16 protein-coding genes are annotated in these 19,041 nt (G+C 38.6%); 10 read left to right on the plus strand and 6 right to left on the minus strand.

Going from position 1 to position 19,041, the window contains the following annotated elements:
* Positions 1 to 3 precede the first annotated feature (3 nt).
* From bshA to I5435_RS07695, 5 genes are all read left to right on the plus strand, one after another.
* The gene (gene bshA, locus I5435_RS07675; RefSeq protein ID WP_024364254.1) at positions 4 to 1,149 is read left to right on the plus strand and encodes an N-acetyl-alpha-D-glucosaminyl L-malate synthase BshA; all 1,146 of its coding nucleotides are present in this window, start codon (positions 4 to 6) and stop codon (positions 1,147 to 1,149) included.
* Entirely contained in the window at positions 1,136 to 2,311 is a 1,176-nt protein-coding gene (locus tag I5435_RS07680; protein ID WP_337983528.1) for a CCA tRNA nucleotidyltransferase, read from the plus strand. Before bshA ends, I5435_RS07680 begins: the two co-directional genes overlap by 14 nt.
* Positions 2,312 to 2,464: 153 nt before the next feature.
* Positions 2,465 to 3,001 carry a GNAT family N-acetyltransferase gene (locus I5435_RS07685; protein WP_443136939.1) on the plus strand — a complete coding sequence of 179 codons (537 nt, stop codon included), beginning with the start codon at positions 2,465 to 2,467 and terminating at the stop codon, positions 2,999 to 3,001.
* 83 nt (positions 3,002 to 3,084) lie between these two features.
* Positions 3,085 to 4,068, plus strand: a complete 984-nt coding sequence (locus tag I5435_RS07690; RefSeq protein ID WP_337983529.1) for a biotin--[acetyl-CoA-carboxylase] ligase — start codon at positions 3,085 to 3,087, stop codon at positions 4,066 to 4,068.
* A gap of 145 nt (positions 4,069 to 4,213) precedes the next feature.
* Positions 4,214 to 5,364 (plus strand): IS3 family transposase gene (locus I5435_RS07695; RefSeq protein ID WP_337982768.1). Its coding sequence is split into 2 segments (ribosomal slippage): positions 4,214 to 4,487 and positions 4,487 to 5,364, totalling 1,152 coding nucleotides; the frame shifts between segments, so codons are not numbered across the junction.
* A gap of 310 nt (positions 5,365 to 5,674) precedes the next feature.
* Here the strand turns inward: I5435_RS07695 and I5435_RS07700 are convergent.
* Genes I5435_RS07700 through I5435_RS07710 form a run of 3 tightly spaced genes read right to left on the minus strand, consistent with a single transcriptional unit; the run spans position 5,675 to position 7,421 of the window.
* Positions 5,675 to 6,508, minus strand: a complete 834-nt coding sequence (locus tag I5435_RS07700; RefSeq protein ID WP_337983530.1) for a DUF4097 family beta strand repeat-containing protein — start codon at positions 6,506 to 6,508, stop codon at positions 5,675 to 5,677.
* Complete coding sequence (locus I5435_RS07705; protein WP_108030412.1) at positions 6,509 to 7,108, minus strand: DUF1700 domain-containing protein; 600 nt, start codon at positions 7,106 to 7,108, stop codon at positions 6,509 to 6,511.
* On the minus strand, positions 7,101 to 7,421 hold the full coding sequence (locus I5435_RS07710) for a PadR family transcriptional regulator (protein ID WP_024364248.1): 321 nt from the start codon (positions 7,419 to 7,421) through the stop codon (positions 7,101 to 7,103). The genes I5435_RS07705 and I5435_RS07710 overlap by 8 nt, the downstream gene beginning before the upstream one ends.
* A 497-nt stretch (positions 7,422 to 7,918) precedes the next feature.
* Here I5435_RS07710 and panB point away from each other — a divergent pair, with 497 nt between their 5' ends.
* The 4 genes from panB to dinG all read left to right on the plus strand — a co-directional run bounded on the left by panB (position 7,919) and on the right by dinG (position 12,992).
* Complete coding sequence (gene panB / locus I5435_RS07715; RefSeq protein WP_024364247.1) at positions 7,919 to 8,755, plus strand: 3-methyl-2-oxobutanoate hydroxymethyltransferase; 837 nt, start codon at positions 7,919 to 7,921, stop codon at positions 8,753 to 8,755.
* Positions 8,756 to 9,610, plus strand: coding sequence for a pantoate--beta-alanine ligase (panC, locus tag I5435_RS07720; RefSeq protein ID WP_024364246.1), 855 nt, complete (start codon positions 8,756 to 8,758; stop codon positions 9,608 to 9,610). It begins immediately after the preceding gene.
* 1 nt (position 9,611) lies between these two features.
* The gene (gene panD / locus I5435_RS07725) at positions 9,612 to 9,995 is read left to right on the plus strand and encodes an aspartate 1-decarboxylase (protein WP_024364245.1); all 384 of its coding nucleotides are present in this window, start codon (positions 9,612 to 9,614) and stop codon (positions 9,993 to 9,995) included.
* 225 nt (positions 9,996 to 10,220) lie between these two features.
* Positions 10,221 to 12,992 carry an ATP-dependent DNA helicase DinG gene (gene dinG, locus I5435_RS07730; RefSeq protein WP_337983531.1) on the plus strand — a complete coding sequence of 924 codons (2,772 nt, stop codon included), beginning with the start codon at positions 10,221 to 10,223 and terminating at the stop codon, positions 12,990 to 12,992.
* A 37-nt stretch (positions 12,993 to 13,029) separates the two neighbouring features.
* Here dinG and I5435_RS07735 read toward each other — a convergent pair whose 3' ends face one another.
* Complete coding sequence (locus I5435_RS07735) at positions 13,030 to 14,835, minus strand: sensor domain-containing diguanylate cyclase (protein WP_024364243.1); 1,806 nt, start codon at positions 14,833 to 14,835, stop codon at positions 13,030 to 13,032.
* A gap of 686 nt (positions 14,836 to 15,521) precedes the next feature.
* Between I5435_RS07735 and I5435_RS07740 the strand changes: the two genes are divergently transcribed.
* Complete coding sequence (locus I5435_RS07740; RefSeq protein WP_024364242.1) at positions 15,522 to 15,848, plus strand: DUF378 domain-containing protein; 327 nt, start codon at positions 15,522 to 15,524, stop codon at positions 15,846 to 15,848.
* A gap of 83 nt (positions 15,849 to 15,931) precedes the next feature.
* Here I5435_RS07740 and I5435_RS07745 read toward each other — a convergent pair whose 3' ends face one another.
* A complete protein-coding gene (locus I5435_RS07745; protein WP_025219091.1) occupies positions 15,932 to 17,452 on the minus strand; it encodes a CoA-acylating methylmalonate-semialdehyde dehydrogenase in 1,521 nt (506 codons plus the stop codon).
* Positions 17,453 to 17,746: 294 nt separating this feature from the next.
* Positions 17,747 to 18,916 (minus strand): PucR family transcriptional regulator, encoded by a 1,170-nt coding sequence (locus tag I5435_RS07750; protein WP_337983532.1) that lies wholly within the window; start codon positions 18,914 to 18,916, stop codon positions 17,747 to 17,749.
* Positions 18,917 to 19,041: the final 125 nt, after the last annotated feature.

Here is a 19,041-nt window from a genome sequence, read left to right on the forward strand (position 1 = left end):
CGAATGAGAAAGCTAAAAATCGGCATTACCTGTTATCCAACTGTTGGAGGCTCTGGTGTGATTGCAACAGAATTAGGAAAAATGCTTGCAGAGAGAGGACACGAAATACATTTCATCACCTCCAGCGTACCATTTCGATTGAATAAAATTTATCCGACCGTCTTTTTCCATGAAGTAGAAGTAAACAATTATTCAGTATTTCAGTATTCGCCGTATGATATTGCATTAGCGAGTAAAATGGCGGACGTGATTAAAGATGAAGGGCTAGATGTACTCCATGTACATTATGCTATCCCACATGCTGTATGTGCGGTGCTAGCCCGAGAAATGAGTGGGCAAAATATAGGTATTGTGACAACGCTACACGGCACAGATATTTCCGTGCTTGGACAGGATTCAACGCTTTCACAAGCTATTAAATACGGCATTGATAAATCTGATATTGTCACAGCAGTATCACAGTCACTCAAAGAACAAACTTACAAACTAATTGATACAGTAAAACCAATTGAAACAATTTATAACTTTGTAGATGAGCGTGAATATCGTCCACTTGACGCTGGTAACTTAAAAGAACAGTTTGGTATTCAAGCTGATGAAAAAGTTATCATTCATGTGTCAAATTTCCGTAAAATTAAAAACCTTCCTCATATTGTCGATGCCTTTATGAAAATCCGCGCTAATATGAAAGCGAAACTATTGTTAGTAGGAGATGGACCTGAAAAGCATCGTGTGATGGACCAAGTAAAGGAAAGTCCATATGTGAAGGATGTTTTATTTTTAGGCAAGCAAGAAAATTTAGCTGAATTATACGCTATTAGTGATTTAAAGCTATTACTGTCTCAACAGGAATCTTTTGGCCTTGTACTGCTAGAAGCAATGGCTTGTGGTGTGCCATGTATCGGTTCGAACGTTGGTGGAATACCAGAAGTCATTGATCATGGTGTCGATGGCTACTTAGTAGAATTAGGCGATACAGATGCAGTAGCTGAGTATGCTGTAGAATTATTAAATGATGAAGATAAATTACTTCGTTTCCGTGAAGCAGCAATGCGCGCAGTCAATGAAAAATTCCATTCATCTAAAATTGTCGAGCAGTATGAACAACTGTATGAAAAGGTAGCGGAAATAAACCATGCAAAACACTAAAGAATGGCAAGCAGCCTTCACAGTTATTGAGCAATTGGAGGAGGCTGGCTTTGAAGCAGTTGTCGTAGGTGGCGCTGTGCGAGATGCAATTTTAAATCGTCCTGCACATGATGTTGACGTAGCGACAAATGCATTGCCACAAGAAGTTAAAACTGTTTTTAATCGTACCGTTGATATCGGTATTCAACATGGAACTGTACTTGTCATTGTGCCAGAAGGGCCTGTTGAAGTAACAACTTATCGCACAGATGGAGAGTATACAGATCATCGAAGACCTGAGGAAGTTCATTTTGTACGTTCCTTGAAAGAAGATTTACAGCGCCGTGATTTTACGATGAATGCTATAGCCATGCGTAGAGATGGGTCATTTGTTGATTTTTACGGTGGACAACGTGATATTGAGGCTAGCGTGATTCGAGCTGTAGGGGAGGCGAAGGTGCGCTTTGCCGAGGATGCCTTACGAATGTTAAGAGCTGTGCGATTTTCAGCACAGCTTGGCTTTTCGATTGAAGTGGCTACCCTTCAGGCAATGCAGCAAAAGGCCCCCGATATTGCATGGGTTGCCAAAGAGCGCATGAAGGCTGAACTTGATAAGCTATGGCTAGGAAAAGATGTATATAATGGCATTAAAAAGCTTGAAGAAAGTGGACTTGTGTCTTATTTACAAGGGGATTTCCAAGTAGACCATTGGCGTGGTTTTGCTGTAGAAAATGCAACTTGCGGTTGGGCGTATTTTGCTCTTGGACAAAAAGAAAATTGGCAGGAAGTGTTGCGTGCTTATCGTTTATCGAATAAGGAAATGGCATTTGTGAAGGCTGTTTTAAGTGCGTTCCATGCCTTACAGAATGGCTGGACGAGCATGGACTATTTTACGTATTCGCTTGAGGAGCTTGAAACAGCACACTACTTTGCACAATTGAAAGAGCAAGTTACCATTTCGCAGCACAGTATACGTGAAGTGCAGGCAAGATTACCAATAAAAAATCGCCAAGAGCTTGTAGTCAATGGAATGGATTTACTACAATGGTCTGAACAAAAACGTGGTCCATGGTTAAAAGAAGCGTTGCAAAGGATTCTAACGGCTGTTGTTAACGGGGAGCTAATAAATGAGCGAAACCACATAAAGGATTGGTTTGAGCGTGCGTATGTCCATAAAGGATGAATCATTGTTGATATAAAGTAAATTAAGCAAGTGACAACAAGTGACCATGAAAATACGTCATTAAAAGGGTCACTTGCTTTATCTTTTTTGGGACATAGCACACACTTTATACATAAATCGTGAAGTAAATTTCAATCAAGGGGTGTTTGGGTGATGATTGACATGAACCATTTAAAAGGTGAGAGAGTGATACTGAGAGAAATGGAACAACAAGATTGGAGCGCTGTGCATGCATATGCATCGCAACCAATTGTTTGCCTATATCAACCTTGGGGTCCGAATTCCGAGAAAGAGTCACAGGATTTTGTAACACAAGTAGTTTTGGAGGCGGCTAACGTTCCGAGAAGTCGCTTCGTTTTTGCTGTTATGGAAAAGAATCGAGTCATCGGTGCTGGAGAAATGAATATTCGGGATTTTACCAATAGACAAGGTGAGATTGGTTATATTATTCATCCAGATGATTGGGCAAAGGGATACGCTACTGAAGTAGCAAAGCTTCTGATTGAATTTGGATTTAGTGCATTCAATTTACACCGTATTTTTGCTACTTGTGACCCAAGAAATCTAGGCTCGGCAAAAGTGTTAGAAAAAATCGGTATGACTTACGAAGGTAGAATACGGCAAGATTTGCTACTAAAAGACGGCTGGCGAGATTCTCTTTTATTCAGTATTTTAAAGCATGAATGGTAAATCTTATTCGCATTTCGTGCTAATGAGATAGGTTATGGGTTAAGGTTTGCAATGAAGAAAAATACTAAAGGATTGGTTTGAGTATGAGTATGTCCATGAAGGATGAAATTTTAAAAAGATTATTAGCATCTAGCGGTGAGGCGGTTTCAGGACAGGAGTTGGCAGATTCACTAGGGGTTTCACGTACGGCTATTTGGAAGCATATGCAGACGTTGCAAGAGGAAGGCTATACTTTTGAAACCGTTAAGAAAAAAGGTTATATGTTGACTGGTGTACCGAATAGCTTAAGTCCCACACAAATAGAATTATTTTTAAATACAGAGCGTTTTGGGCGAGAAATCCACTATTTTGATGTAGTCGATTCCACACAAACCATTGCCCATAAACTTGCACAGGAAGGTGCTCCAGATGGCACAATTGTGATTAGTGAAGAACAAACAGCAGGGCGTGGACGTATGGCAAGACCATGGGAATCAGCAAATGGTACGGGTATTTGGATGACCATTATTTTACGACCAGATGTCTCACCACAGCAAGCATCTTCGTTCACACTTGTCGTAGCGGTTGCGGTTACAATGGCGATTAAAACATTGTATAAACATGTAGAGCCTGCTATTAAATGGCCAAATGATTTACTGATAAACGGTAAGAAATGCACAGGTATTTTAACAGAGATGCAGGCAGAGGCAGATCTTGTACAAGCATTACTTGTAGGAATCGGCATCAATGCCAACCAGCTAGAAAACGATTTCTCACCAGACATCGCAGATATTGCGACATCGTTACGTATTGCGGCAGGGGAGGAAATTAACCGTGCTGCACTTGTCGCAACAATTTTGCAATATTTGGAGCAGTTTACTGCACTATACGTGAAACAGGGCTTCTCTAGTATTAAAGCGCTTTGGGAGCAGATGTCGTGCACGATTGGTCAACGCATCGAAGTGACAACTTTAAGAGAACGCTTTGAAGGAATTGCTAGCGGTATTACAGATGATGGCGTGCTTCAGCTAACGCAAAACGATGGGACAATACGAACGATTTATTCAGGTGATATTAAAATTTTATAAAAAATGAAAGAGGATGGGACATAAGAGAAAAAGTGTTAGATTGAACCTAGGAACTGACCCCATTAGGTATAGACAAATAAAAAAAGCATCTTCGATTGAAATTCGGGTATAGATACTTAAATTTCAATTTGGAGGTGTTTTTTCTATGGGAACAAGAGTGAGTTATCCCTATGAATTAAAAATGAAAGCGATTAAGATGCGATTAGCGGGTGTACCTGTCAAACAGATTCTATTGGAATTAAATATACGTCATAAAACACAGGTCGAAACATGGGTGCGTTGGTATAGAAATGGTGAAGTCAATCGTTTGAAACAACCTGTAGGCAAACAATATATATTTAATAAGGGTCCTGAACCGGACAATGAACAAACGAAATTAGCATTGGAAAACCGTTATTTAAAGCAACAAATTGAGGTGCTAAAAAAGTACGCAGAGTTGGAGAGGAAGTGGTTGGAGAAGTAGCTGTACAGTTAGTTGCGTCACTAAGAAGCATGATGTCTGTAAAGGACATTTGTAAACACTTTGGGATTGCACGATCTACCTACTATCGTTGGAAACAGGCATCAACCGATGCAAGGTCTCGTCAAGCAATAGAGAGACGTATCGGTGAACTCTGTCGAGCAAATAAATTTCGCTATGGCTACAGAAAAATTACAGCACTTTTACGTCAAGAAATGTGCGTCAATCATAAAGTGGTTCAACGTATCATGCAAAAATATGGTTGGCAATGTCGCGTGAAAGTGAAAAAACGGAAACGAACAGGACAACCTTATGCAATCGCAGCAAATTTATTAAATCGCGATTTTGAAGCCACCGCACCGTTACAGAAGCTCGTAACTGATATTACCTACTTGCCATTTGGTCAAAAACAGTTGTATCTTTCAAGTATTCAAGATTTATATAATGGTGAAATTATTGCCTATTCGATTGGAGACTGCCAAGATACTGATTTTGTGCTGGATACATTAGCTCAACTTCATCATTTGCCCGAAGGGTGTACGTTGCACAGTGACCAAGGGGCGGTATACACATCGTATGATTATCAACAGGCCGTAAAAGCAAAAGGCATTACCATGAGCATGTCCCGTAAAGGTACGCCCGCTGATAATGCCCCAATCGAATCGTTTCATTCTGTGTTAAAGTCTGAAACATTCTACTTAGACAATTTGAACAGTACTACGACGGCCATCGTAGAACAAACTGTCAAAGACTATATAAACTATTATAACAATAACCGAATTCAAACGAAACTAAACAACCAGTCGCCGGTTCAATATCGACAACGGGTTGGGTAATGCTTTTTTGTTTAGTGTCTTATATATCGGGGTCAGTCCCCCCAATCAATCTAACACTTTTTTGCTATGCGGTTGTTGCCCGCGTCTTACATTATGTGCTGTTCGGAGCTGGAGTCACCACCTCCGCTACCAACAACTAGTGAACACTTCTAATTTTTTTAATTGCAAAAGCAAGAATAGCTAAGGTCCCCATATAGCAAAAATTTATGAACAGCTTTCCTCTGTTCCTTAAATTTTTATAGTTTTGTCCCATTCTCTTGTTTTTTAAGTAAGATAACGTTTCATGATGAGCGCTGAGGCTATGTGACGTTTAGTTTAAGGATAATTCTAAATCCCCATGTGACAGAGACACATTTAGCTGATTATGTCCTTCAAGAGGTTGTGAAGCCTTGCTATTGTGCTCACGATCATTCACTGTAATCTCCCCAAAGCTTGTTTTTAACTCAAAGCCTAGTTCACTTTTTTTATTTTGCAAGTCTAACGTTGTATCCCCAAAGTTAGAAGTGATTTGTGATTGACCGTTAAGTGTTCCTTCTATATCAATTTCTCCATGCTCGCTTTCAACAACAAAGCCATTACTGATGAATTGTTCGAGTGTCAAATCCCCGAAAGCCTGTGTAATCTCCGTTTTGTCACTAGTAATATTTTGGAGTAGGATATCCCCATAATCCCCTTTGATAGTTAGCTGTTGGTAGTGTAGTCCTTGAAGCATCGTATCGCCAAAATCACTGTCTACTATAAGCGAATTTAACTTTGCATCTTTTGGCACAGTAATGATGATAGAAGGTGTTTGAAACGTTCCAATGCCAAATGTGACGCCATTTTTTCCTTTACTTTTTGTTTCAACTGTTAATGTACCATTATCCATGCTGTAAGATACATCTGTGTTTTTAACAACATTTGTTTCTAATGTGTAGCTATCGCCCTGAAGTATTTCAACATCTCCATAGTTGTTTATTACATGGATATCTGAAAATGCTTCGATTGTATGGGAATTCTTTTCGAGCCCAATATTACTTGGTACAGAGAAGCCGTTATCCCCTTTTACAATTACCCATTTACCACCAGAGGTAAAACCAACGACGGCAAGTAAAATCCCTAAAGTAATCATACTAAAAGCGATGAGCTTATGTCGTGAAGTCATCTATAGTCCCCCCTTGTGCTTTTTCGTCATTTTATGGAACAATTTTGCTAATACTTCCACGCAAACCATACCAATTTTCTTTAGTAAGCGGGCAACGATTGGGAAAAGCAGGACGCCTAAACCTGTTACTACTAATCCTATGCCTATAAAGAGTAATGCGGTTGGCCAGTGTTCAGTTAATACGAGCACTCCTGAAATAAGTGCTACAATACCGCCAAAAAAAATACTTAATACCATTGCAACGATTGCAATAACAAAACTAAAAATAACTGCTCCAACCGATATAATAAGTGCTACCGCTACGGCAAGTAATGGTAAAGATAGTGGTGCCGACAAGATTGCAAGAATAATAAGCCAAATAGCCGTCATATTTTTCTTTGTAGAAGCGGGTGTCGCATCTAAATCCTTTAAGGCAAAATCAGCCATTATTTGTGAGGCCACAACAGAAGGAGAGCCTAGTTGTTGTATAACTTGTTGCTCATTTTCTACGCCTGCTTCATCAAAATACTCTTCATAGTAGACAAGCGCTGCATTTAGTTCATGCGCTGGAAGACGCCGTAATTTCCCTCGTAGCTTTTTTAAATAGCTTTCTCTATCCATCTAATTTCCCTCCTAAAAGTACACAGTCAACTTTTTGTTTATACATTTGCCATTCCTGTAAAAGCTCGAGCAATCGTTTACGCCCTTGCTCGGTAATTTGATAATACCGTCTATTTCGTCCTTGATAGGGTTGGTCATACGTTGTTAGATAATTAGCTTTTTGTAAACGACGTAATACCGGATACAGCGTTGATTCGGATATATCCATCACAGATTGCACTTGCTGTGTTAACGAGTAACCGTATGCATCCTCTTTATCGACAATGGCAAGTACACAAGCGTCAAGTAATGCGGAGCCAAGCTGAAATGTCATCTTTCCACCTCACATTCTATTACCTATACAAGGTTTTATATTATATGTTGTATAGTATGTGGATAGTATATGACGTATAGTATATACTTGTCAATTTTTTTTACCATTATCTTTACAAATAAATGCTCCTTGTAGTGAATTGCTAGAAAAAACTAATTGAAGATTAGCTAGTGAATCTGTTATAGTAATGGCTGAAGGGCAGTATCCTTGTGAACGGCACCTTCAACAGCGTTTTACAATTTACAACAAATATCTGCCTTGATCTTTTATAGACAGGGACGGAAGAAAACGATACGTTCAAAATTTAACTTGATTGAGTGGGGAACCTAATCGCAAATGATAAGTCGCGACTAGTTTTTATCTGCCTAATTAACGTTAAAACCTCATCATGCATCTGAGGAAAAAACGGTACTGAACGAACTCATGACCTTTCTGTCCAAATTTAGGAATAGAAAGGTCTTTTTTGTTTTCTTTCCTTAAAAAAGGAGGACTACACAATGAAGACAACATCAGATTTTTTAAAGATGAAAGCAAATGGGGAGAAAATCGTGATGCTAACAGCCTACGATTATCCTTCCGCAACATTTGCCGAGCAAGCCGGCGTTGATATGATTTTAGTGGGAGATTCACTTGGAATGGTTGTACTCGGTTATTCTTCTACGATGCCAGTGACAGTAGCCGATATGGTTCATCATGCAAAAGCTGTCCGTCGTGGGGCAAAAAATACGTTTGTTGTCGTGGACATGCCATTTGGTTCTTATCACGGGGATGTCAATGACACGTTAAAAACAGCGGTATCTATGATGCAAGAAACGGGTGCAGATGCCCTTAAGGTTGAAGGTGCAGGAGATGTCGTGCCAGTGATTAGTAAATTAACATCAGCAGGTATTCCAGTCGTTGCACATTTAGGTTTGCAACCGCAATTAGCAGGTGTGCTTGGAGGCTATAAGGTGCAAGGGAAAACCGCGGAACAGGCAGCTCAACTTATTGAAAATGCCAAACAATGTGAAGCGGCAGGCGCATGTGCAGTTGTTTTAGAATGTATTCCACATCAACTAACGGATTTAGTATCCGCAGCACTTACGATTCCGACAATTGGTATTGGGGCGGGTATTGAGGCTGATGGACAAGTATTAGTTTTCCATGACATGCTGAGCTATGGTTCGCACCATGTGCCAAAATTTGTAGCACAATTTGCTGATATGGGAAGTGAAGCCAGCAGCGGCATTGCAAGTTTTGTTAATGCTGTGAAGACAGGGACATTTCCAACATTAAACCACTCCTTTACGATGAAAGAAGAAGCATTGGATCAGTTATACGGGGGCGTAAAGTAAATGAAAGTCATTACTACAATCAAAGCACTGACATCAGAAATTCAAGCAGCTAAACGAGCACAAAAAACAATTGGACTAGTGCCAACAATGGGTTTTTTACATGAAGGTCACTTAACATTAGCATCAAAAGCTCGTGCAGAAAATGACCTTGTTGTGATGAGCATTTTTGTTAACCCAACACAATTTGGGCCAAATGAGGATTTTGAAAGTTACCCTCGTGATTTGGCAAGGGACACTGCTTTAGCACAATCTGTCGGTGTAGACATAATCTTTGCACCAAGTGTGGAAGAGATATATCCGCATGATGGTGGTATTCGTATCCGCGCAGGTGAGCAGGCAACGCTTCTATGCGGAGCAAGCCGTCCAGGGCATTTTGATGGTGTTTTACAGGTGGTCTCAATATTGTTTCATTTAACACAGCCAACACGTGCTTACTTTGGACAAAAGGATGCCCAACAAGTGGCACTTATCTCTACGATGGTGCGAGATTACCATTTTCCTTTAGAGATTCGTGTTGTACCAATTGTCCGAGAGGAAGATGGCTTAGCGAAGTCTTCTCGTAATGTATATTTGAACGAGGTGGACCGCACAGAAGCACCGGCGATTTATGAGGCTTTGCAACTGGCTCAACATAGCTTTTTAGCAAATGGTGATGCAACAGCAGCCCTTGCAAAGGCAAAAGCTCATATCGCAGCACGCACACATGGCAAAATTGACTATATAGAATTATTGGCTTATCCGGATCTTCTGCCTGTAACAGCCCAAACGGAACAAGTTCTTTTGGCAGCCGCCGTCTACATCGGCCAAACACGTTTAATTGATAATTGTATTTTTAATGTGAAAGAAGGAAAATAACATGTTACGAATGATGATGAATAGTAAAATCCACCGTGCTACTGTAACGGAAGCGGATTTAAATTATGTAGGCTCGATTACAATTGATGAGGATATTTTAGATGCCGTTGGAATGTTACCAAATGAAAAAGTGCATATTGTGAATAATAACAATGGAGCGCGCTTTGAAACGTATATTATTGCAGGTGAGCGCGGATCAGGCGTGATTTGTGTCAATGGGGCAGCAGCGCGCCTCGTACAACGTGGAGATATTGTAATCATTATTTCTTATGTTTATGTGGATAATGCAGAGGCTAAGGACCATAAACCGACAGTAGCCATTATGGGAGAAGGCAATACCATTAAAGAAATGATTGCCTACGAGCCAGAAGCAACTGTATTGTAGTGCCAGTCACCCACACAATTCTTTTAGTAAAATCCACTTCGCTAACGGTGTATCCGCAGAAAGCGAAGTGGATTTTTTTGGGTGCCAGTCACCAGAACGATTCGCAAAATTCGCATAATTCATATGATTCTCGTGCATTTTTTTATTGAAATGGCGCAAGGATGACCTGCGAGATGTATTTATGATAAAATTCATCTATCTAATGTGAACTGTGAGTTGAGATGTATGATGGAAAGTCAAAAGTATGCAATAGTTGATTTGGAGACGACAGGTCATTCTCCAGCAAATGGTGACCGAATGATTCAAATTGCCATTGTCATTATGAAGGATTGGAAAATAGAACGCACCTATACAAAATTTATTCATCCAGGGAAATCGATTCCGTCCTTTATTCAAGATTTAACGCATATAACGGACGAGGATGTGAAAGATGCCTTGCCGTTCGAGGCACATGCCGACTACATATACGAATTAATTTCCGATTGTGTTTTTGTCGCGCATAATACGGATTTTGACTTATCCTTTTTACAAGCAGAATTTAAACGAGCGGGTTTACCAAAATGGCATGGTAAGAAAATGGATACAGTTGAACTAGCAAAAATTTTATTTCCCATGTCTCTTAGCTTTAAGCTAGGTGATTTAGCCGCAGACTTAAATATTGAACTTGAAAATGCGCATAGAGCGGATGATGATGCGCTGGCAACGGCTGAACTTTTTAAACGTAGTTGGAAAGAGCTTCTAAGCCTTCCACAACTAACGCTCGAACAAATGCATAAACGTTCATTCCGTTTAAAATCTAATTTGTCCCAGCTTTTCTTTGAAGCATTACAACTTAAACGTCATCATAGAACAACTGATGAAAATATTACGTACTATCGCAATATTGCAATTTGTGATGGTCGTCAAAAACGGGTTCTAAAATCCGAGCTAGCACCTTATCCAAAAACAATAAATGAAAAAGAAGCACTGATGACAAAAGCTATGCCCAACTTCGAGCAACGACCTGCGCAGTTTACGATGATGGATACGATTTGGCAAGCATTAAATGACAAAGAAGAATGTGTGATTGAGGCTTCGACAGGCATAGGCAAAACAGTCGGTTATCTTTTACCTAGTATTTTATATGCGCGGGCTAACAATAAAAAAATTGCGATTAGTACGTATACAGCACATCTACAAGAGCAACTTGTAGAAGAAGAACTACTAAAAATCGAAAAAATTCTTGATACAAAAGTAAACGTTGCTGTACTGAAAGGCATGCAACATTATATCGACCTTGCTCGCTTTGAACAGTGTATGGCATATGCAGATGAATCATATGATGATACATTTACCATTTTACAGTTGCTTGTCTGGCTGACAAAAACGCAGACAGGCGTATTAAGTGAACTTAATGTTTCCGGTGGGGGACAGCTTTTTTTAGAAAAAATTCGCAAATTGCCTGAGGAGAAACCGACAAAGGGCTTTGATTTTTATGAGCAAGCATTAAAAAATAGTACGACAGCGGATTGCATCGTGACAAATCATTCGATGGTCATTAGTGATTTAGTTCGTCAAACACCAATCTTTAGACAAATCGATGGGTGGATTATCGATGAAGCGCATCAAGTTATTCAAGCAGCTATGCAACAAGATGAAACCGTCTTTTCCTACACACAATGGAAATATATTTTTGGCCAAATTGGAACAATGGAAGATACAGCGCTCTTTCAACAATTCAGTCAGGCAGCTAAAAAGAAACAGCGCATCCCAATGCAAAGTTTACAGCAACTTGACAAACAATTTATTCGATTACAGCGCGTTTTCGATGACACCATTGGGCATGCTGTACAAAAAATGCAACAGCAAGTTCGAGGCAAACAGGCTAGTAGCAAATGGACCCTGTTCTTAGAGGATGTATCACTAGCAAAAGAGCCGCTTTTACAAGTCAGCAAACTATTACAGCACTGGCTTGATCTCGCGGTGGAAGCTGGTAAAGCTTTTGAAAATAATATTGAACAGTTAGACAAAAATGAGGTTTTTATTTTATCTGAGTGGCACTATTGGATTCGAGAGTTGAAGCTAAGAATTGCGGAATGGGAGGAAATTTTCCTTTTACATCAGGACGAACATTCCGTTTGGTTTGAATTTGATTTACGCAGTGTCCCTGGCAGTCTGCATGTTTATAAGAAGCCAGTTAATGTTACACCAATTATAGAAAAAGTAATGGCGCCACTTCGTAAACAAGCAAGTATCGTTTGGACTTCAGGCACTTTAACGGTACCAGGAAATGAACGCTTTATTACACGTCAGCTTGGCATTTCAGATAGTGTCCAAGTTATGCAGTTACAAGCACCAGCATCATATTATTCTGGTGCAAAAGCGTTTATTGTCACAGATATGCCAGATATTCAACAGGTGACGCAGGCAGATTATATTGAAGCAGTGGCACATGCGATTACACGCACGGTTCGCATGACAGAAGGACGTTGCTTTGTGTTATTCACTGCCCAAGATATGTTAAGAAAAACAGTTGAGCTGATACAAGATAGTGAGCTTCTCGATGACTATATGCTCTTTGCACAAGGTGTCACAGGTGGTAGTCGAATGCGCATTCTTAAATCATTTCAGAAGTTCAACCAAGCAGTGCTATTTGGCACAAACAGCTTTTGGGAAGGGGTAGACGTTCCTGGTGATGCACTTTCTTCTGTCATTGTTGTACGACTACCGTTTTCTTCACCAGAGGAGCCAGTGTTCAAGGCACGAGCCAAACATCTAACATTACAAGGGCACAACTCCTTTACGGAGCTATCTTTACCGGAAGCAATTATGCGCTTTAAGCAAGGATTTGGCCGTTTAATTCGATCATCCCAAGATAAGGGCGCATTTATTGTGCTAGATCGCCGTATTAGCACAAAATCTTATGGCAAAGAATTTATTCATGCATTACCGCCTATAGATGTCAAGAAACTCCAATTGCCTGAATTGCTGAAGGAATTAAGTAATTGGCAGAAATAAAAAGAATCCCTTTTAGCATGAGGCTAGAAGGGATTTTTTAAATGAAATGGGGAACTGTCGTTTCTTCATTATGTAAATACGCGACACAGTTACGTCCATTATTTTTTGCTTGATACAATGCTTGATCGCATCTTGTTAATAATGTTGTAAGCGTATCCCCATGTACATAAGTGGTTACACCAAAGCTACTCGTTTTTTGCTTTACGATTGGAAACTGATAATTCTCTAGTTGATGTCGGAGCTGCTCAGCAAGTTGAAGTGCTTCATGTAATGTGGTTTGAGGACAAATAACTAAAAATTCCTCACCACCCCATCGACCGATTGTATCCTGTTCCCGAATAGATTTTTTAAATAACTCCGCTGCATTAATCAATACAATATCCCCAACTTGATGACCAAATTCATCATTTACGGCTTTAAAATAATCAATATCGAGCAAAATAATAGAAAGAGGCGTTGCATGATTTTGTGCTTGCTTTAATGCTTCATCCAATACATCATCTAAGCGGACTCGGTTTGGTATTTGCGTCAATTTATCAGTATTGGCGATATTTTCAAGCTCTTGCCTTGCTTTTTCTAACTCTTGCGTTCGTTCCTGTACTTTATATTCAAGCGTTTCAGTTAACATTTGCTGCATTTTTTGATGTTCTTTTTTAATAAGATTAATTTTATCCCCGAGTGCTAGTGATAAAAAGATTGCTTCAAAAGTAGCTCCAATTGCTGGTATATCCTCGAATATTCTTGGATGAAATGGAATGATACTTAAAAAGGCTAACGCTTGAACAATAACAGACCCTAGTAAAACTGACCAACCAATCAAATAAAAACGAGCCATTTTTTGTCCTTTTAACCATACAAGGAGTCCAGATAACCAAAGAAAGGAAAGTACTACGACTGCAAAAATGGTTGTGAAATTATTGACAATAGCAACATCTGGAATAATAAATACGGCAATAAGTGATAAAATTGAAAGCCATAATAAAATATTTGCGAGTAAGTGATACTTCGGTAAATATGTTTTTAACTCTAGAAACTCTTTGGAAAATAAAATCATAAATATCAGTAAAAAATTACTACTGATCACTAACGATCGGATAAAAAACCATTCTGGCAAGAAATGACCTGCAATTTCCAAATCTAAGGAGTTCATCGTCGCTTGATAAAAAATAAAACTTAGCATATACAAGACATAATAAAAATACGCTTTTTCTTTTAAAGAAAAAAACAAAAATAAATTATATATTAATAAGGCAAACATAAAGCCATAAAACATACCCGAGAAAAATTTATATGAAATGATTTTTTCTAAAAAGCCCTCTGTTGTATACAAATAGGACATAAAACTTTTTGGAAGAACGCCATCTAACTTTACATAAATAGCTGTAGTAGATGGGTCTGTTATAGTAAAGACATTCGAACGGTAGTCAATCTTTTGCTCGTTTATATGGGCAACTCCGCTCTTTTGTTGGTCATAAGAACCATCTTCTTTTACTAAAAACAATTCAACATTGTCTAGTTTATCAATAGATTCTAGCCAATAGGGCCCTTGTTTATTATCCATAATTTCTGCGGTATGGAGCCTTAGCCAAATCGTATCGTTTGTATGCCAAAAAAACAAATAATTTTGGTTACTTGTCTCAAAGGATTGATCATAATCACCAGATAAGATGTCCTCAATTGTAATGGATTTTGAAGGATCACGAAAAATATCAAAGTATTGCCCTAATACAATAGGCTCTGAAAGTTCTGTGGCATAACTTTTTAAAGGAAATAGCATTACCGTACTTAATGTCGCGAACATTGCAATCATAACGATAACTTTTATTACAATTTTCTTTTTCATATTTTTCTTTCACCTACGTTTCATAAATAAGTCATTCAATTAATCGTAATAGAATGATACGTAATACTTAGCAACTTAGGGTATTAGCTCCTTAAGAAGAATATACCTTAAGTAATATACCATATTTTATTTGCTATTTTCTGAATTTACCAATAAAATACATGATTTTTATATTATCGAATGTTACCTTAGACCATAAGAAAAGAATGAGGAACGAGGGGTGTTCAACGTTTCCAGCATTTTAGGATGAAGTATCCTAAAAAATGCAACATGATTAGTGGAGACAGAGAATACATCATTTTTATAAAAATTGCTGAAAAAGAAGAGGTACTTAATGGATAGTAACGTAAATCTTTCGTTAGATGAAATGAACATCATTTTAAATGGCATTTACGCACTAATGAATTTTATTAGTGCATTTTTGTATTGCAAAAAATTTTGATGAAAACAATTTCTTCTCGACGAGCTGAAATTGCTCTTTGTATAAAAAAACGGTTATTGCAAAAAATAAGACCGTCATCATGAGTGTTGTAAAAAATTTACATTGCACATTCAAGAAATGGCAAGTAATTTTGGCGTTATCGCCAAGACAGTTATAACAGTGTTGCGTTTAAGAATGGTAAAGGTTTGTCATTACCATACAATGATTGCTTCGCTGGAACAACAGAAGGAAGGAGGTGCTACAAATGGGTGTAGTATATAGGATTGCCTTAGTTCTCGTAATTATTGGTGCAATTAACTGGGGACTAATAGGATTTTTTAGATTTGATTTAGTCGCATATTTATTTGGCGGTCAAACAGCCGTATTGTCGAGATGGATTTATGCACTTGTCGGAATTGCTGGGCTTATATCAATCCCAATCCTTATGAAGCGTTTAGATGAGGAAGAAGACTTCGATGCACATACTCGTATTCACAACAATCCGAGTTATGGTATGGAAGCTGGGGAAGAAGCCGATTTTACAGACGTGCCAAAAGCGAAGAAAAAGGATTCAGGAAATAAAAAAATGTAAGCTTTTTAAAACTGATGGCCCTTTGGGTGCGTCAGTTTTTTAATAACAAGAAGCCGCCTCAAAAAAAGAAACGGCTCCTCCTATTAGTCGTTATTACTTGGGAAGGCAAAAGAGGATGCAGACTCGTTCGTATCCTCAAACCATTTTTCGGAAATTGTTTTAGCCTTTGTAAAGAAGCGTACTTGATCAGGCCCAAACATATGACCTTCGCCAAATTTTGAACGTTTCCAGCCACCAAAATTATGGTAGCCAACGGGAATTGGAATAGGTACGTTAACGCCTACCATCCCAACTTCTATTTCAGAAGTGAATTTACGCGCAGCAGCACCATTATTTGTAAAAATCGTGACGCCATTTCCTAACTCATGGTTATTAATTAAGCTTATCGCCTCTTCCAATGTTTGTACACGTACGACATTTCGTGCAGGTCCAAATACTTCCTGTTCGTAAATTTCCATCCCTGGCTTGACGTTATCTAATAGAGTTGGCCCTAAGTAAAATCCTTTAGAGTTTTTTGAGATATCGGGTTGGCGACCATCGCACACGATTGTAGCACCTTCTTGAAGACTACGATCGATAAAGCCGATGATGGAGTCCTTCGATTGTTGTGTAATAACAGGACCAAAATCTACTTCTGGATCCGTGTAAGGGCCTACTTTTAAATTGGCAATTTTATCGGCTAATATTTTAACAAGCTTGTTAGCCGTTGTATCACCGACTGGAATAATTGTTGAAATCGCCATACAACGTTGAGAAGCCGCCCCATATGCCGCCCCTAAAAAGGCATTTGCAGCTTGTTCCAAATCGGCATCAGGCATGACCACCATATTATTTTTACCACCACCTAATGCTGTTACTCGTTTTCCATATTTTGAGCCTGTTGCGTAAATATATTCAGCAACTGGTGTTGATCCGACAAAAGAAATCGCTTCAACAGAAGGATTTTCTAATAATTCGGTTACCGTCTCTTTATCACCATTGATGACCGTCCAAATCCCATCAGGCAAGCCAGCTTCCTTCCACAGCTCTGAAAGCAAGAGGGCAGAGCAAGGAACACGTTCAGACGGTTTTAAAATAACGGCATTTCCTACTGCAATTGCCATGCTTGTAATGGCAAGTGGCACCATCACTGGGAAGTTAAAAGGAGAAATTGCCGCCACAACGCCAAGGGGCGCTTTTGTAGAATAGGCATTAATATTTCCGCCTACATTGACCGAATATTCCCCTTTAACTAAATGAGGAGCATTAATTGCCAAATCCACTGACTCTAAACCGCGGGTAATTTCACCCTTAGCATCCTCAATGGTTTTGCCACTTTCAGTACAAATCATGTCAATTAATTCGTCCATACGTGCTGTTAGTAATTGTCGAAACTTCAGTACAATCTCCGCCCGTTTGCCAACTGAAAGTGCGCGCCAAGCTGGAAAGGCATTTTGAGCAGTAGCGATTGCCTGTTGAACCTCCTCCTTTGTAGCAAGTGGGACATGGGCAATGACAGCTCCTGTACTCGGGTTATAGACATTTGAAAAGCGCCCGCTTTGACCCGCCACTACGGTGCCATTAATAAAATGCCCTAATTCTTTTACGTCCGTATTCGTTACCATCCTCATTATTCCTCCTTCGTTTATATGCACTAAAAACATTACATAAGGTATTCTTACTCTATTCATTGTGAAAACGATACGACGATAAGTAGTTTTGTTATGCTTTATCTGTTTAACTTTCTAGTACCCTATTGTCGCAACTTCCCTTATACCAACAGGTGGGGGTAATCTATGACGTTTAAAGGCTACGTCAATAATACTTTATATGAATAGGAAAAATAATTTAGAAGGGTTATCTATTAATAGAAAATTCTGATATATAAAACGAGGTGTATAAACTTAGTATCTCATTCATTATTGATGTGTTAAGACATCTTCAATTAAAAATGCTAAGTAGAGATTGGTTTTGGTAAATGGATTTGTTAAATCCATATCTAACATTGATTCTATTTTTTTAATTTTATATAGCACAGTATTACGGTGAATAAATTGCCGTTCGCTAATTTTACTTGTACTCCCATTTTCCTCGAGAAATATGCGCAAAAAGGCTATATAATCCGTATTGTGCAGTTCATCGTATCGTTGTAATTGACCTAAAATATCATGGCTAAAGGATTGCATTAATGGTTGGTTTTGTACGGCCATAATAATTTGGTAGGCACCGATATCTTTATATTTGTACAAAAAACGATTGTTATGAAGCTGTGCTAATTGGATAACGGTTAACGATTCTTCATAGCTTTTACGAATATTTTCATGTTCTTTTTGATAGTTTCCTTTGCCAATAATGATATCGAGAAAGCCATTTTTTTGTTTGATTTTTTCATAGATTTCTTCAACTACTTTTGAGAAGGGGATGTTCGGTGTATTAATTTGCGCTCGGTCAATTAAAAAAATGAGGTGATTTTTATGTTTTAGTTTTAAAAAGCGTTTATAACGATGTTGAAAGGCAAATTGGATCATCACTTCATAGCGGTCAATGCTAGATTGTGCACCTATTGTTGTGCAAGTGATAATAGCAAGTTCTCTACCTTGTGGGAATCCAAGTTGCGCCAGTTGTACTTTCCTCGTATCCATCTGTTTTTTGGAGTGAAAAAGTAAATTGTAAAGTACCCTTTCTTCAATGGAATGTTCTTGATGATGGTTAGCTATAAATTGAAAAGTAGTTTTTAATAAATCAGCTACGCGGCAATGCCAAGGCATTTGAAAAACAGGGAAATCATGCTCGTTAGCAAAAGCGATGATAGATTCAGGAATGGCAGGAATATAAGGGCCGATATTGATAATAAATCCTGCTACTTTTTTGCTATAAGCTAACTTAACGAGTTGTTCTAAGGAATCTTCCTGCTGTGATAAGTTAATACCTGTCGTGACGACCAATTCATTTGGCCGACAAAACATAATTAAATCAATGCTCTCTACTACGTTAATACCTGTAACTCTTCGATGTACACCACTATGTCCAGCTACTAATGTAAGCATAGGGAATTGAACTCCCTCCACAATTTTGCGAATCGTTCCCATCGTTTCCCCCCTTATTATGAACATAACTTACCATATATCATGTGCAGATGCACATATTTTTTTAGTGTTATATCCATATCTCTTAAAATTTATCTATTTTAGAATGTTTAGTAACTACTGTGAAA

Source organism: Lysinibacillus sp. C5.1, from assembly GCF_016350185.1.
GTDB lineage: Bacteria > Bacillota > Bacilli > Bacillales_A > Planococcaceae > Lysinibacillus > Lysinibacillus sphaericus.